Origin of the sequence: Promicromonospora umidemergens, from assembly GCF_024171995.1 — a bacterium.
GTDB lineage: Bacteria > Actinomycetota > Actinomycetes > Actinomycetales > Cellulomonadaceae > Promicromonospora > Promicromonospora umidemergens.
This window is the reverse complement of the sequence record NZ_JAMTCT010000008.1, coordinates 146,590-161,493: the sequence shown is the minus strand read 5'-3', so window position 1 is coordinate 161,493 and position 14,904 is coordinate 146,590. Positions and strand designations below refer to the sequence as shown.

The window sequence follows — 14,904 nt, the reverse complement described above, 5'->3', positions numbered from 1 at the left end:
GCAACGATCACGCCCACGACCAAGCACCGACGCTGTCACCATAGGGCGATGTCCGCAGCGGAGCGCGAGCCCACGTCCTGGCAGCCCGGCGACGTACGCGGCGCCGCCGGCGGGCTGCTGGCACTGAGCCTCGCGACGTTCGTCGCCGTCACCACCGAGCTGGCCCCCGTCGGCCTCCTCCCTCTGATCAGCGACGGCCTGGCCGTCTCGGAGCCGCTCACCGGGCTGCTGGTCACGGCGTACGCGTTCATGGTCGCCGCGCTGGCGCTGCCCCTGACCGTGGCGACCCGTCGGCTGCCACGCAAGGCGCTGCTGGTCGGCGCCCTGGCCGTCTACACCGTGAGCAACGTGATCGTCGCGCTCGCGCCCACGTTCGCCGTCGTCGCCGGGGCACGGGCGCTGGGCGGCGCCTCGCACGCCGTCTTCGCCTCGGTCACCATCGGGTATGCCGCCCGCCTGGTGCGTCCGCACCTCGCCGGGCGCGCGCTGGGGCTCGTCACGCTGGGGGCGTCGACCGGGTTCGCGCTCGGCGTGCCGCTGTCCACGGCGCTCGGGGCGGCGGTCGGCTGGCGCACGACCTTCCTCGTCCTGACCGGGGTGTGCGCGCTCGCCTGCGTGCTGACCGCTGCACTGCTGCCGTCCGTCCCGGGCGGCGGAGCTCCCCCGGCCGACGGCGCCCGTGGCGTCCGCCGCACCGCGCTGGCGACCGTCGCCTCGGCGAACGCGCTGGCCTACCTCGGCCACTACTCGGTCTACACGTATATATCGGTGCTGCTCCTGGCCGCAGGGATCGCGACGGCTGCCCTCGGGCCCGCTCTGCTGCTCATCGGGGCGCTCCGCCTCATCGGTGCCGCGTTCGCCGCCGCCCGGCTCGACGTCCGGCCCCGGCAGACCACCGTGATCACTCTCGCCGTCGTCGCGGGCGGTATCCTGGCGGTCGGTCTCGCCTTCCCCGGCACGGTCGGCACGGTCGCCGCCGCCGCGATGTGGAGCATCGGTTTCGGCGCGGTCGCCGCCGTCTTCCAGACGGCCGCCATCCGTACGCACGGCGCCTCGCCCGACGTCGTCGGGGCACTGGTCAACTCCACCGCCAACATCGGGATCGGCGGCGGCGCGGCCCTGGGGGCACTGGTGCTCGACGGCGCAGGGACCGCAGCCGTGCCGTACGCCGGGGTGGTGCTCGTCGTCGCGGCGCTGGTCGTGGTGCTGCTCGCCCGCCGGGCCTTCCCGGCGGCGCCGGTCGCGACGTAGGACACTCTCGGACTATCACCTTGCGAGCCAGGCTCGTCCGGTCTGGGATGGAGCCCATGGCCACACCGCGCGTGCGTCCGACCTGGCAGCCCGGGGACGTTCGGGAGGCCGGCGGCGGGTTGTTCGCCCTGGCGCTCGCCACGTTCGTCGCCATCACCACCGAGCTGGTCCCGGTGGGTCTGCTTCCCCTGATCAGCGACGACCTCGACGTCTCAGAGGGCGTCGCGGGACTGCTGGTCACCGCCTACGCGTTCATGGTCGCTGTGCTCGCCGTGCCCCTGACGACGGCCACGCGCAAGCTGCCCCGCAAGACGTTGCTGCTCACCGCCCTCGGGGTCTACGTCCTGAGCAACGTGATAGTCGCGGTCGCTCCCACGTTCGCGCTCGTCGCGGTGGCCAGGACGCTGGGCGGCGCGTCCCACGCGGTCTTCTTCTCCGTGAGCATCGGGTACGCGTCGCGCCTGGTGCGCGCGCACCTGGCGGGCCGCGCGCTGGGGCTGGTCACCCTTGGCGCGTCGGCGGGGTTCGTGCTCGGCGTGCCGCTGACGACGGCGCTCGGCACCGCCGTCGGCTGGCGTGCCGCGTTCCTGGTCCTGGCCGTGGCCTGCACTCTCGCCGGGGTGCTCACCGCGCTGGTGCTGCCATCGGTCCCGGGTGGCGGCGCTCCCCCGGACGACGCCGCCCGCGGCGCCCGCCGCACCGCGCTGGCAAAGGTCACGACGGCGAACGCGCTCGCATACCTCGGCCACTACACCGTCTACACCTACGTGTCGGTGCTGCTCCTGGCCACCGGGCTCGCGACGGCGGCGCTCGGCCCCGCGCTGCTGCTGATCGGTGCCCTCGGCCTCATCGGCGCGGGCTTCGCTGCCGCCCGGCTCGACGTGCGCCCCCGGCAGACCACCGTCATCACCCTGGTCGTCGTCGCCGGCGGGATCCTGGCGCTCGGGCTCGCGTTCCCCGGCACGGCGGGCACGCTCGCCGCGGCCGCGGTGTGGAGCATCGGCTTCGGCGCGGTCGCCGCCGTCTTCCAGGCGGCGGCCATCCGGACGCGCGGGGCCTCGCCCGACGTCGTCGGCGCGCTGGTCAACTCCACCGCCAACATCGGCATCGGCGGCGGCGCGGCCCTCGGGGCGCTCGTGCTCGACGGCGCCGGGTTCGCCGCGGTGCCGTACACCGGGGCGGTGATCGTCGTGGCGGCGCTGCTGGTGGTGCTGGTGGCGCGCCAGGGGTTCCCGGCGACGCAGGACTGAGGTGTGGTCGGGGCCCGTCCGCGTATCCACACTTCACCCCCAGAACGCGCGGATCCACCATCTCGGACGTACCGTCCACTCATGGGCACCGACTCCCCGAGCGTTCCTGTCACCGTCGCCGACGCACTGCCGAACCTCCGCACCGGCCGCCTGGCCCGGGGGGACGACCTGACCAGCAACCGGCCGGCGAAGCACCTGATCGCCCGCCGCCGCGCATACCGGCGGCAGCACCTCGGCTCCCTGGTGCGCGGGCGGCTGCGCAGCCGGTACGACCCGAAGCACCGCGCGCTGAGCCGCCGGATCACCGGCGTGCGGACCGTCGCCGGCGAGCTCTGGGAGCTCGTGGCCCACCGACCTGTCTGGCGCGTCATCCAGTCGATCCAGGTCCCTTCGTCGAGCTCTGGACACCTTCGCTCGCCGGGCTCGGCACAGCGCGGCGGCGCCCTGGAGCTCGACCAGCTCGTGATCGGGCCCGCCGGCGTCTTCATCATCGAGACCGTGTACCGGCCCGTCCAGGACGTCACCGCCGACGCCGCCCGGAACGCCGCGCGCCGCACCCAGGAGATCCTGGGCCGGGCGACGCGGGTGCCGGTGACCGTGCAGGCGCTGATCGTCTTCGTGCGGTCGGACCAGCCCCGAGTCGAGGGCCCGTGCGACGGCGTCGAGGTGCTCACAGCGGGCGAGCTGGTGCCGTGGCTCGAGAGCCGGCAACCGATGCTCACCGACCGCGAGCTGGAGATCGTGCACCTCGCGGCCCGCGACCGGCGTACCTGGGCCGGCTGAGCGCCGCCGCCCCCCGGGTACGGACACCTTCATCGAGGTAGCGTTGCCGCGTGACGTTCAGCGAGGGTGGGCAGTTCGAGGGCGGCCGGGTCCGCAAGGGCGGCGGACGCCGTGGCGCGGTCGTCGCGGGCGGCGGAGGCGGCGTGGCGATCATCGTCGCGCTGGTGTACATGCTGGTGACCGGCAACAGCCCGACCGACATCCTCGGCGGGACCAGCGCCGACGCCGGGAGCACCGGCGAGCAGGGCTATGTCGGCGAGTGCACCGCGGAGCAGGCCAACGCCGACGCGGAGTGCCGGCTCAGCGGGGTTGTGGACTCGCTGGACGTGTACTGGGCCGCGACCCTCCCCGAGCAGGGCGGGGTCGAGTACGCGATGCCCGAGGTAGTCAGCTTCACCGAGGCGGTCGACACCGGCTGCGGGTCGGCGACGTCGGCCACCGGACCGTTCTACTGCCCGGCCGACACGACCGTGTACGAAGACCTCGCGTTCTACGACCAGCTGTCCAGCCAGTTCGGCGCGGAGGGCGGGCCGCTGGCGGAGATGTACGTGACGGCGCACGAGTTCGGGCACCACATCGAGAACCAGCTCGGGCTGTTCGAGCAGGCCGACCGGTCGGGCACTGGTCCGGAGTCCGACTCCGTGCGCATCGAGCTCATGGCCGACTGCCTCGCCGGGATGTGGGCAGGCAACGCCGCGACCACCGAGGACCCGGACACCGGCGTCACGTTCCTCGAACCCATCACCGAGGACGAGCTCAACCAGGCACTGTCCGCCGCCGCTGCCGTGGGCGACGACAACATCCAGCGCCGGTCCGGCGGCGACGTGAACCCCGAGGCGTTCTCGCACGGCTCCAGCGAGCAGCGCGTCAAGTGGTTCTCGACCGGCTACAACGGCGGCACCATCCAGGACTGCAACGCGCTGGACGCGTCCACCCTCTGACATTACGGTTGTGCGTATGCACCTCAGCGCACGCACGACGACGCCGGTTCCCTCCGGCGCGCGCTGACCCTGCATCTCGCAGCAACCAGGCCCCGGAGCATGCTCCCGGGGCCTTTGTCGTGCACGACGGCGGACCGGGGCAGCTCCCTCATCGAAGGAGCACCACCATGAACGTCACCGCCAGCCTTGATCACCGCGAGCTCGGCCGCGACATGCGGATCTTCAGCTCGAGCCAGCTGGTCGGTCCCGGCCTGCCGCTGTGGCTGCCCGCCGGTGCGGCCGTGCGGTACGAGCTCGAGCAGTATGCACGTGAGGTCGCGCTGCGCACCGGGTGCGAGCCCGTGTACTCGCCGGTGCTCGGCAAGCGCTCGCTGTTCGAGCGGTCGGGCCACTGGGCCAAGTTCGCGGACGACATGTTCCCACCCATGTACCTCGGCGACCCGCACGAGGAGCCCGGCGACGCCGACCCGCTCGTGCTGCGCCCCGCCAACTGCCCGCACCACGCGCAGATCTACGCGTCCGAGCCGCGGTCCTACCGCGACCTGCCCGTGCGCTACTCGGAGCTCGCCCCGATGTTCCGCGCGGAGCGGTCCGGGGTGCTGTCGGGGCTGAGCCGCGTGCGGCAGATCAACCTGGACGACGCGCACGTCTTCTGCCGCCCCGACCAGGTCGGGGCGGAGGTCCGCATCGCCCTGGACGCGGTCCTCGAGGTGCTCGACACCCTGGGGATCGAGGTGTTTTACCTGCGGCTGTCTGGCCGGGACGACTCGGTCAGGTGGCTGGGTTCGCCCGAGCAGTGGGCCTCGGCGGAGGAGGCGCTGGCCGCGGCGCTTGGCGCGGTGCTCGGTGCGGCTCCGGCCGGAGTGCCCTGGCGCGCGGTGCCGGGCGAGGCCGCGTTCTACGGGCCGAAGATCGACGTCCAGGTACTCGACGTGCGCGGCCACGAGGAGACCCTCGCGACCGTGCAGCTCGACTTCAACCAGCCGGAGCGGTTCGACCTGACCTACGTCGCGGCGTCCGGCGAACGGGAGCGGGTGGTCATGATCCACCGCGGCACCGTCGGGGCGATGGAGCGGATGGTCGCGTTCCTCCTGGAGCGGCACGGCGGGCGGCTGCCGTTCTGGCTGGCGCCGGTGCAGGTCTGCCTGCTCCCGGTAGCCGACCGTTCGCCGGACGCCGCGGACGACGCAGTCGCCCCGGGTGATGCAGCCGACCGGCTGGCCGCAGACCTGCGCTCCCGCGGCGTCCGCGTCCGCGTGGAACGGGACGGATCGCTGGGCAACCGGATCCGCCTGGCCCGACGTCGGCGCGACGCGCTGCTCGGCGTGCTCGGGCCGCGCGAGGTCGAGGCGGGCGTACTCGCCGTGACCGACCCGGCGTCGGGCGCGAAGGTCTCCGTGCCGCTCGCGGAGCTGGGCGAGAGGTTGGCCGAGGCGGCGAGAGATCGAGCGCCCCAGGTTGTCCTCTAGCGCCCCCAGGCCCGGCGGTGTCCGGAAGAATTGTGCTCCGTTCGTCGTGCACCCGCTCCTCCTCGCTGCAGAGCAGCGTCGTGACCTGCACCGTTGCCGATCAAACCGGTACGACCTGGGTATGACATGTCCGGCAGATGATCAGGCTCAGGCCTGACGCCCCGACCCCCTCGAATCCGTAGGTTCGTCCTTGCTGGCCCGTCGCCCTCCGCGGCGGGCCAGCAGGACCCAGCCTGAACGGCTCTCAGCCGTCATCGATTCGAGGAGTAATTTCGTGGACACCACCGTGTACGTCCCGGCGGACCAGCCGGCCCCTGCGCCGGGCGGAGCCGCCCGCGCCGTACGGGCCCGGAGCCTGACGAAGACGTATGGCAAGGGTGAGGCCACCGTGCAGGCCTTGGACGGGGTCGATGTCGACTTCGAGCAGGGCCGGTTCACGGCCATCATGGGTCCGTCGGGTTCGGGCAAGTCGACCCTGATGCACCTGTTGGCGGGTCTGGATTCTGCGACCAGCGGTCAGGCGTTCCTGGGTGACACGGAGATCACCGGGTTGAACGACAAGGCGTTGACCCGGTTGCGGCGTGATCGGGTCGGGTTCGTGTTCCAGCAGTTCAACCTGTTGCCGATGTTCACGGCCGAGCAGAACATCACGTTGCCGGTCGAGCTTGCTGGTGGCACGGTCGACAAGGCCTGGTTCGACACCCTGGTCGAGACCCTGGGAATCAAGAGCCGCCTCACCCACCGTCCGGGTGAGCTCTCTGGTGGGCAGCAGCAGCGTGTGGCGATCGCGCGTGCGCTGATCGCGCAGCCTGATGTGGTGTTCGCGGACGAGCCGACCGGGAACCTGGACTCGCGTTCGGGGGCTGAGGTCCTGTCGTTCCTGCGCCGCTCCGTGCGCGAGCTGGGTCGCACGATCATCATGGTCACCCACGACCCCTCCGCCGCGGCGTACGCCGACCGTGCCGTCCTGATCGCCGACGGCCGCATCGCGGGCGACATCAGCGACCCCACCCCCGAGTCCGCCATGGCCGGCCTCGACGCCCTACGCACCCTCGAGCCCGCCGTCGCCACGGGTCCCGCCACCGGCACGACCACCGGGGCCGGTGCCTGATGGCCACCTCCATGCCCACCGCGCGCTTCACCCTCGGGCAGATGCGCCGCAGCACCGGGCGCCTCGCCTCAGCAGGCATCGCCATCCTGATCAGCACGGTGTTCGTCACCGTGACGCTGCTCGCCGGCGGCATCATCGAGGAGACGGCCCGCGACGTCGTGGCGGCGAGCTACGCGGATTCCGACGTCATCGTGTCCGCCGACGAGGAGTCGGAGAGCTCGTTCTCCACCGATGACGTCGAGGCGGTCGCTGCCGTCGACGGCGTCGGGACCGTCCAGCCTCTCATCACCTGGTCGGGCACCCTGCGCAACGGCGGCAAGGGTGGCCACCAGCTGTTCGCCCCGGTCCCGACGGACCCGCGGCTCTCACCTCTCGAGCTGAGCGACGGCGCCTGGCCGGCCGCCGCCGACGAGGTGGCGCTGACACCCCAGGCCGCCGAGCGGCTCGAGGCCGAAATCGGCGACGAGCTGAGGATCTCCCGCACCCTGTACCCGGAGGGCTGGGCCGAGAGCGAGGCGGAGAACCCGGCAGCCGAGCTCGGCGAGCCGGAGGAGGTCTTCGAGTCACTGACCGTGACCGGCCTCGCCGACGACCCCTACGGCGTCTACACGGCCTCCGGCGGGGCCGCCGCGATCCCGTCCGCCACGCTCAGCGCCTGGAACGCCGCCGAGGTCTACCCGTCGGACGTCACCGATCTGCTCGTCGCGCTCGACAGCCCGCTCGCCGACGACAGCGTCCCTGCGGCACTGAGCACAGCGATCCAGGACACCGTCGGCGGCACCGGTGCTCAGGCGTCCGTCGAGACCACCGAGGCGGCTGCGACGACGAGGACCTCGGGACTGACCGGTGGCGACAACATCATCTTCTTGGTGTTCGTCATGGCGTTCGCCGCCATCGCGCTGATGATCGCGGCCATGGTCATCACGAACACGTTCCAGGTGCTCATCGCCCAGCGGACCAGGACGCTCGCCCTCCTGCGTTGCATCGGCGCGGGGGCCGACCAGGTCTACCGCAGCGTCCTGCTGGAGGCTGCGATCCTCGGCGTCGTCGCTTCCGCGCTGGGCACCCTGATCGGCGCGCTGCTCACCCAGGCCGCGCTGATGGTGGCACCCAACTTCGACCTCGGTGTGCCGATCCCGGAGACGATCACGCTGACCCCGCAGTCGATAGTGCTGCCGCTCGCCGTCGGCACGGTCATGACGGTCCTAGCCGCGCTCGCCCCGGCCCGCTCCGCGACCCGCGTCGCCCCGCTCGCCGCGCTGCGGCCGTCCGACGCCCCGACGCTCGGTGCCCGTACCGGCCGCGCCCGCCTCGTGATCTCGGTCCTCTGCATTCTTGGCGGCATCGCGCTGCTCGGCCTCGGCGCCTCCCTCGGGAATGCCGGTTCCCTGGAGGTCGGTATGGTCGCGGCCGTCGGCGGCGTCGCCTTCACGTTCTTCGGCATCGTGCTGAGCGCGGTCCTCTGGCTGCCGCGCGTCGCGGCCGGCCTGGGCGCCCTCGTGACCCGCTCCGGCCCGGCCCCACGCCTCGCGGTCGCCAACACGCTGCGCAACCCGCGCCGTACGGCGGCGACCTCCACGGCACTGCTCATCGGCGTCACCCTCGTCACCATGATGTCCACCGGCGCCGCGAGCGCCCGTGCGACCTCGGAACACAGGCTCGACGAGGCCTTCCCGTACGACCTGAGCGTGTCCGTCACCGTGCCCGAGTACGTCGAGGACATGCGCGACGCCGTCGCCGAGGCGTCAGGCGTCTCGGCCGCCGCGGTCGTCACCCACGCGTCGGCCGCCATCGGTGACACGGAGGACATGCAGCTCAAGGCCGCCGACCCCGACGGGCTGGTCGCCGTGGTGAACGTGCCGGACCAGGCGGAAGAGCTCGCGGAGGGCTCGATCCTGCTGTCCCAGGACACGGCGGACTCGCTGTCCCTCGGCGCAGGCGACAGCACCCCCGTCTCGGGCCCGAGCGGCACGGTCGACCTGACGGTCGTCATCACGGGCTCCACTGCGCTCGACCAGACCGTCACGCCCGAGGACCTCGCCCGCGTCACCGACACCCATACCGGGACCGATATCTGGGGCCACATCTCGGGCGACGACGCAGAGGTGGTGCTCGGAAACGTCCAGGAGATCGCCACGCAGGTCGACATCGACGCCCTGGTCGTGAGCCAGGCCGCGCAGGCCGCGTCGTTCCGGCAGATCGTGGACGTCGTCCTCGGCATCATGGTGGGGCTGCTCGCCGTCGCCGTGGTGATCGCCCTGGTCGGCGTGACCAACACGCTGTCCCTCTCGGTGATCGAGCGGACCAAGGAGTCCGCGACCCTGCGGGCCATCGGCATGAGCAAGGAGCAGCTGCGCGGCATGCTCGCCGTAGAGGGCGTCCTCATCGCGGGCGTCGGTGCGCTCGTCGGCATCGTGCTCGGCCTCGGGTTCGGCTGGTCCGGGTCGGCCACCGCCCTGTCCGTGATGGGCACCGTGCAGTTTGCCGTCCCGTGGACGGAGCTCGCACTGACCCTCGGTGTCGCCCTCATCGCCGGCCTCCTCGCGTCGGTGCTCCCGGCACGGGCCGCGGCCCGCACCTCGCCGGTGGCGGCGCTCGGGGCGGAGTGACGGTGGGCCGTCGCTGAGGCGGCGCCGGGAAGGTCACGTGAGCGGGCTGCGCCGCGGAGAGCTGGTCTACTCTCCGCGGCGCAGCCCGCTCACGCTGTGTCTACGTGCGGCTCAGCGGCTCGGTCGGGCTGCCGCCCGCCGCCCGGAACTCCTCGATCGGCCACGACGTCAGGGCGTTGACCCGGACGGAGGTGACCGCGCCGTCGGCGTCCCGCTCCACCTGGACCGGCTCGCCGACCGTGGTGAACCCGGCCACGGGTTCCTGCACCAGGCGGCCGTCGACCGCGACCAGGCGCACCGCGACCTCGTCCGGCCGCGGGAAGCGCGGGTTGATCGAGTGCAGGATCCCGCCGAGGTCCACGACGTCGGCCACGCCCCAGAGGTTGGCGAAGCGTCCGACAGGGGCGTCGGCCGGGACGGGCGGTACCGGCTCGCCCGTCCCGCCGGCGACGGACGCCGCGACGTCGTCCGCCGCCGCGAGCGCCAGGTTGATCAGGTGGATGACGCCGGTGGCGATCTGGTCGGCGATCCCGTCGACGGCGTTGGTCAGCGAGGACACGACGAGGCCGTCGGCGGGGTCGATCCAGGTGCGCGTGATGTGTCCGGGATAGCCGCCGGAGTGTCCGACGACCTCCCGGTCGCCGATCTTGCCGAGCGCCATGCCGACGCCGTACCGGCCGCGCTCCGCTCCCCGGACCACGACGCGGGACTCCTCGCGCTGGAGGAGGCGCTTGCTCTTGTCGGTGAGCAGCGTGGTGTCGCCGAACACGTGCGTGGCTCCGTAGCGGACCATCTCGAGGGCGGTGGAGTACCAGCCGGTCGCTGCGGCCATGGCGCGGGTGTCGACGTGCGGGACGACGCGGCGCGCGTCGCCGTGCGTGATCCGGCCGGTGTGCCCGGCGGCGTACTCGGCGGCGCGGGCGGGGTCCAGCTCGGTGCCGGTCCGGGTCAGTCCCAGTGGTCCGACGACGGCGGCGCGCGCCATCTCGTCGTACGTCTTGCCGGTGACCTCCTCGATGATGATGCCGAGCAGGCTGTAGCCGATGTTCGTGTACTTGAAGTGCTCGTTGGGCTCGAACACGACGCCCTCGGTGCGTACGCACTCCAGCACCTGCGCGCGGTCGAGGAAGGGCCGCTCGTGCTGCCAGAAGTCGCCGTCGGAGGAGTCGCGGACGATGCCCGCCTGGTGGCCGAGCAGCTCGCGGACGGTGATGCCTGCGGCGGCCGATCCGTCGAGCTCTGGGACGAGCTCGCCCACGGCGTCGTCCAGGCGGAGCTTGCCGTGCTCGACGAGCCGCATCACGATGACGGCGGTGAATGTCTTGGAGTGGGACGCGACGCGGAACAGGTGGTCGCTGGTGAGGTCCTCCCCCGTCTCGAGGTTCGCCTTGCCCCAGGCCAGGTCGACGAAGACCTCCCCGCGGCGGCCGACGGCCAGCTGCAGGCCGGGCATGCCGTGGTAGGCGGCCTGGAACGAGGCCCAGTCGGCCAGGTAGGGGGCGATGGAGCGGAGGGTCTTGGCGGTGCGGTCGTCGGTCACAGCAGCATCATGCACCGGGTGGTCAGCGCTTCCGCACGTGCCGGGGGGTGTCCTGGCCCTGGCGCCGCCGCACCATCTTGACGACCCACCAGACGACCAGCAGGCCGACGACCACGATGACGACCTTCTGGAAGACCCCGACACCCTGCTCCACGACGTGCCACTGCTCCCCCAGCTGGTAGCCGGCGCCGACCAGGAGGGTGTTCCACACGCCGGAACCCAGCGTCGTGAACGCGAGGAAGCGCCAGATCGACATGCGCTCCACGCCCGCGGGGATGGAGATGAGGCTGCGCACGATCGGGATCAGCCGGCCGATGAGGACCGCCCAGTCGCCGTGCCGGTTGAACCAGCTCTCCGCCTTGTCGACATCCTCCAGGGACACGAGCGGCATCCGGTCCACGATCGCGCGCAGGCGGTCGCGGCCCAGCCAGGCTCCCAGCCCGTACAGGAGGACCGCGCCGACGACGGACCCCGCCGTCGTCCAGATGAGCACGTGCCAGAGCACGAGGGTGCCCTGCGCGGCGGTGAAGCCGGCCAGCGGCAGGATCACCTCGCTGGGCAGGGGCGGGAAGAGGTTCTCGAGGGCGATCGCAACGCCTGCGCCCGGTGCGCCGAGGGTCTCCATCAGCCCGATGGCCCATTCGGCGACGGTCGAGGCGAAGCTGTGTGTCGTCATGGGCCCTACGCTATTCGTCTTTGGCGTCGGACGAGCTGCGCCCATCCGTCCGGTGCGGTGGGGCGGGCCGCAGGTCGGGTGTGGTTTTCCGCAGTCCGCGCCACCGACGTCGTCCCTATCCTGGCGGGGTGGACCCCTCCCCCGCCGTCTGGCGCAGCACCCCTGCCCGCATGCTGTGGGGCGCGTCCGTCGGCGCTGTCACGTGGCCGGTGGACCTGGTGGGTGCGGTGGCGGCGCTGGTGCGGCGGGGCACGGCACCCGGGTTGGTGGGTTCCCTGGTCAGGTGGCACCGGCGTCGTACGGTGCGGTTTCTCGGGTGGGCGGACGGCGGCGCTGCGCTCACCTCTCCCCGGGCCGCCCGGTATCTCGGGGCGCGGGTGGGCGTCGGCCTGGTCGGCACGCTGGTGCTCGGGCTGCTGGGGTACGGGCTGTTCGGGGTGGTGGTGAGCCTGGCGTCGTGGCTGTTCGATCTGCGACTCACCGTGGACGCGTCGTTCCAGGGTGACGGGCTGACGACGTCGGACATGCTCCTGCTGGTGCCGATCGGCGCGGTGCTGCTGTACCTGAACCTGATGGGTCTGGTCGGCGTGGGGCTGCTGGACCGGTCGGCGGCCGCGCGGTGGCTGGCGCCGAGCAGGAGCGAGCGGCTGGCGGCGGAGGTGGAGTCGCTGACGGTGAGCCGGGCTGAGCTGCTTGCGGCCCTGGACGCTGAGCGGGGGCGGATCGAGCGGGACCTGCACGACGGGGTGCAGCAGCGGGCCGTGGCGCTCGGACTGCTGGTGAACCGGGCGCGGCGGGTAGCTGCTCCGGGGTCTGCTGGGGCCTTGTTGCTGGAGCAGGCGGGGCTCGAGGCGGAGCGGCTGGTGACGGACCTGCGGGACGTCGCGTGGCGGGTGCGGCCCACGGCGCTGGACACGCACGGGCTGGCGCCGGTGCTGGCGGAGCTGGTGTCTCGGGCGGGCGTGCCGACGGAGCTGGAGTGGGACTCCCCTGGGCGCCTGCCGGCCGGGGCGGAGACGACGGTGTACTACGTGGTGGCGGAGGCGCTGACCAATGTGGCGAAGCATTCGGGGGCTGGGTCGGCTGGTGTTTCGGTGGGGGTTCGTGGTGGGGGCGGTGCGGCTGGCGGGGTTCCGGAGGGCGGCATCGTGGACGTGGTGATCAGCGACGACGGCGTCGGCGGCGCTGTGCTCGCGCCGGGGCACGGGCTCGCCGGCCTGGCCGGGCGGGTGGCCGCAGCGGGCGGCACGCTGGTCGTGGACAGCCCGGCCGGCGGGCCGACCCGGATCGAGGTGACGCTCCCGTGCGCGTGATGCTGGCCGAGGACTCCGCCCTGCTCCGCGAGGGCATCCGCAGCCTCCTGACGGACGAGGGGCACGACGTCGTCGCCGCCTACGGTTCCGCTGAGCCTTTGTTGGCGCGGTTGGCGGCGGAGCTGCCCGACGTCGTCGTGCTGGACGTGCGCATGCCGCCCACCCACACCGACGAGGGCGTGCAGGCCGCGGTGCGGATCCGGGAGCGCTGGCCGGAGGTGGGCATCCTCGTGCTGTCGCAGTACGTGGAGCGCGAGTTCACGCAGGTGCTGCTCGGGGATGACGCGCGCGCCGTCGGGTACCTGCTCAAGGACCGGGTGATGGGGGTGGACGACTTTCTCGACGCGCTGGAGCGGGTGCGCATCGGGGGGCTGGTGCTGGATCCGGATGTGGTGCGGCAGCTGTTTCGGGACACGTCGCATGCGCTCGGGGTGCTGACGGAGCGGGAGCGGGAGGTGCTCTCGTTGATGGCCGAGGGGCGGACCAACGCGGGGATCGCTGCGGCGTTGTTCGTGTCGACGTCGGCGGTGGAGAAGCACTCGAACGCGATCTTCGACAAGCTGGGGTTGCTGGCCGAGAACGGGTACAACCGGCGGGTGCTGGCGATCTTGCGGTACCTGGAGTCGTGACGTCAGAAGGTCGGACGAGAGCCCGGACCGCCGAGCCCGACGGTCTCCTGGCCACGGGAATCACACTCCACCCGGTTGACGCGGGCGGGGTCGGGGGTCGCTGTACTGGCTGATCCGGACGGCTGAGGTGGTCGGCCGTCACGTCAGGCAATACGCCGCACCCGTAGCAGCCGCGAACGGAATGAATCCGTCGCTCCTGCCGGAGGCGAGCAGCAGGGTGAGGCTGCGGCCGTCGTCGCGGCGGTAGGCGTAGGTGACGTAGCCGAGGAGCTGGCCACCGTGTCCCCAGAGCTGGCCGCCGCAGGGCAGGTCGAAGCGCTCCAGGCCGAGGCCGTAGTGGAAGCCCATGCCCATCGGGACTGTGGTGCGCATCTGGACCAGTGAGTCCTCGCTGATCAGGCTGCCGCCCAGGAGGGCGGCGAAGAACGTCTGCAGGTCGCGGGTCGTCGAGACCATCTCGCCGGCGGCCCAGTCGAGGGAGACGTTCTGCTCAGTGACGTCGACTTCCTTGCCGCCGTCGAGGCTGGCGGTGGCGTGGACGGCAGGCTCCGGCAGGCTCGCGTCGTCGCCCGGGAAGGACGTGCCCATGAGCGCGAGGGGCGCCAGGATCCGGTGTTCGATCGCGCTGCTGTACGGCCGACCCGTGACCGCCTCGATGAGCTGGCCCGCCACGATGTAGTTCGTGTTCGAGTAGCGGACGTCCGTGCCCGGCGCGAAGTACGGCTCGTGCCGGAAGGCCTCGGTCAGCAGCTGGTCGGGCGAGTAGGTAATGAAGCGGGCGTCGCCGCGCCAGCGGTTGGTGGACCAGCCCTCCCCCTTCATGTAGTCGTACAGGCCGCTGGTGTGGTTGAGGATCTGGCGGATGGTGATGTTGGCGCCGTTGGGAACGGTGCCTGGCAGGTAGGTCTCGATGGGGGCGTCGAGCTCGATCCTGTTCTCGTCGACGAGCTGCAGGATCGCCGTGGCGACGAAGGTCTTGGTGATGCTGCCGATGCGGAAGTGCTCGTTGCCCGACGGCGGCTCCGTACCGGCGGGGGTCGGGGAGCCGGAGGTCCAGGTGTCGGCTGGACCGGATCCGGTGACTGTCAGGAGGGCGGCGGACGTCGAGGGCACGGTGCTGGCCGTGACAGCGTGGAGGGTCTGAGCGCGTGCGAGCGTCAGGGCGAGAGTGACCGCTGCGGTGGTGACGACGGCAGTGACGAGGAGGGCCGCGATAGTGCGGCGGGTGCGACGGAATCTGGGCTGGCTCGGCATGCTGCTCAACCTAGAAAACCCGGGTTCGGAGAGGACTGCGGAAAGCCGTACGGGGAGGTGCGGGAGGCCGCTCTGAGG

Annotated in this window: 12 protein-coding genes; 9 read left to right on the top strand and 3 right to left on the bottom strand. The window is 72.1% G+C overall.

Annotated features, from left to right (window positions below; genetic code table 11):
• Positions 1 to 48: 48 nt before the first annotated feature.
• From APR04_RS15110 to APR04_RS15080, 7 genes are all read left to right on the top strand, one after another.
• Positions 49 to 1,251 (top strand): MFS transporter, encoded by a 1,203-nt coding sequence (locus APR04_RS15110; RefSeq protein WP_253871588.1) that lies wholly within the window; start codon positions 49 to 51, stop codon positions 1,249 to 1,251.
• 56 nt (positions 1,252 to 1,307) lie between these two features.
• Positions 1,308 to 2,501: an MFS transporter gene (locus APR04_RS15105; protein WP_253871586.1), complete on the top strand. Its 1,194-nt coding sequence runs from the start codon at positions 1,308 to 1,310 to the stop codon at positions 2,499 to 2,501.
• Positions 2,502 to 2,582: 81 nt separating this feature from the next.
• The gene (locus APR04_RS15100; RefSeq protein ID WP_253871584.1) at positions 2,583 to 3,284 is read left to right on the top strand and encodes a hypothetical protein; all 702 of its coding nucleotides are present in this window, start codon (positions 2,583 to 2,585) and stop codon (positions 3,282 to 3,284) included.
• A 50-nt stretch (positions 3,285 to 3,334) separates the two neighbouring features.
• On the top strand, positions 3,335 to 4,225 hold the full coding sequence (gene ypfJ, locus APR04_RS15095; protein WP_253871583.1) for a KPN_02809 family neutral zinc metallopeptidase: 891 nt from the start codon (positions 3,335 to 3,337) through the stop codon (positions 4,223 to 4,225).
• Positions 4,226 to 4,392: 167 nt separating this feature from the next.
• A complete protein-coding gene (locus tag APR04_RS15090; RefSeq protein ID WP_253871582.1) occupies positions 4,393 to 5,694 on the top strand; it encodes an aminoacyl--tRNA ligase-related protein in 1,302 nt (433 codons plus the stop codon).
• 274 nt (positions 5,695 to 5,968) lie between these two features.
• Positions 5,969 to 6,805, top strand: a complete 837-nt coding sequence (locus tag APR04_RS15085) for an ABC transporter ATP-binding protein (RefSeq protein WP_253871580.1) — start codon at positions 5,969 to 5,971, stop codon at positions 6,803 to 6,805.
• Positions 6,805 to 9,414 (top strand): FtsX-like permease family protein, encoded by a 2,610-nt coding sequence (locus APR04_RS15080; RefSeq protein WP_253871578.1) that lies wholly within the window; start codon positions 6,805 to 6,807, stop codon positions 9,412 to 9,414. The genes APR04_RS15085 and APR04_RS15080 overlap by 1 nt, the downstream gene beginning before the upstream one ends.
• Positions 9,415 to 9,514: 100 nt before the next feature.
• Here the strand turns inward: APR04_RS15080 and APR04_RS15075 are convergent, their stop codons facing one another.
• On the bottom strand, positions 9,515 to 10,954 hold the full coding sequence (locus APR04_RS15075; protein ID WP_253871576.1) for a serine hydrolase domain-containing protein: 1,440 nt from the start codon (positions 10,952 to 10,954) through the stop codon (positions 9,515 to 9,517).
• 22 nt (positions 10,955 to 10,976) lie between these two features.
• Positions 10,977 to 11,630, bottom strand: coding sequence for a DedA family protein (locus tag APR04_RS15070; protein WP_253871574.1), 654 nt, complete (start codon positions 11,628 to 11,630; stop codon positions 10,977 to 10,979).
• A gap of 128 nt (positions 11,631 to 11,758) precedes the next feature.
• Here APR04_RS15070 and APR04_RS31050 point away from each other — a divergent pair, with 128 nt between their 5' ends.
• Together APR04_RS31050 and APR04_RS15060 are read left to right on the top strand one after the other, a co-directional pair.
• Positions 11,759 to 12,943, top strand: a complete 1,185-nt coding sequence (locus tag APR04_RS31050) for a sensor histidine kinase (RefSeq protein WP_253871572.1) — start codon at positions 11,759 to 11,761, stop codon at positions 12,941 to 12,943.
• Positions 12,943 to 13,572: a response regulator transcription factor gene (locus APR04_RS15060; protein ID WP_301312557.1), complete on the top strand. Its 630-nt coding sequence runs from the start codon at positions 12,943 to 12,945 to the stop codon at positions 13,570 to 13,572. The genes APR04_RS31050 and APR04_RS15060 overlap by 1 nt, the downstream gene beginning before the upstream one ends.
• Before the next feature lie 138 nt (positions 13,573 to 13,710).
• Here APR04_RS15060 and APR04_RS15055 read toward each other — a convergent pair whose 3' ends face one another.
• Positions 13,711 to 14,826 (bottom strand): serine hydrolase domain-containing protein, encoded by a 1,116-nt coding sequence (locus APR04_RS15055; protein ID WP_253871568.1) that lies wholly within the window; start codon positions 14,824 to 14,826, stop codon positions 13,711 to 13,713.
• Positions 14,827 to 14,904 lie beyond the last annotated feature (78 nt).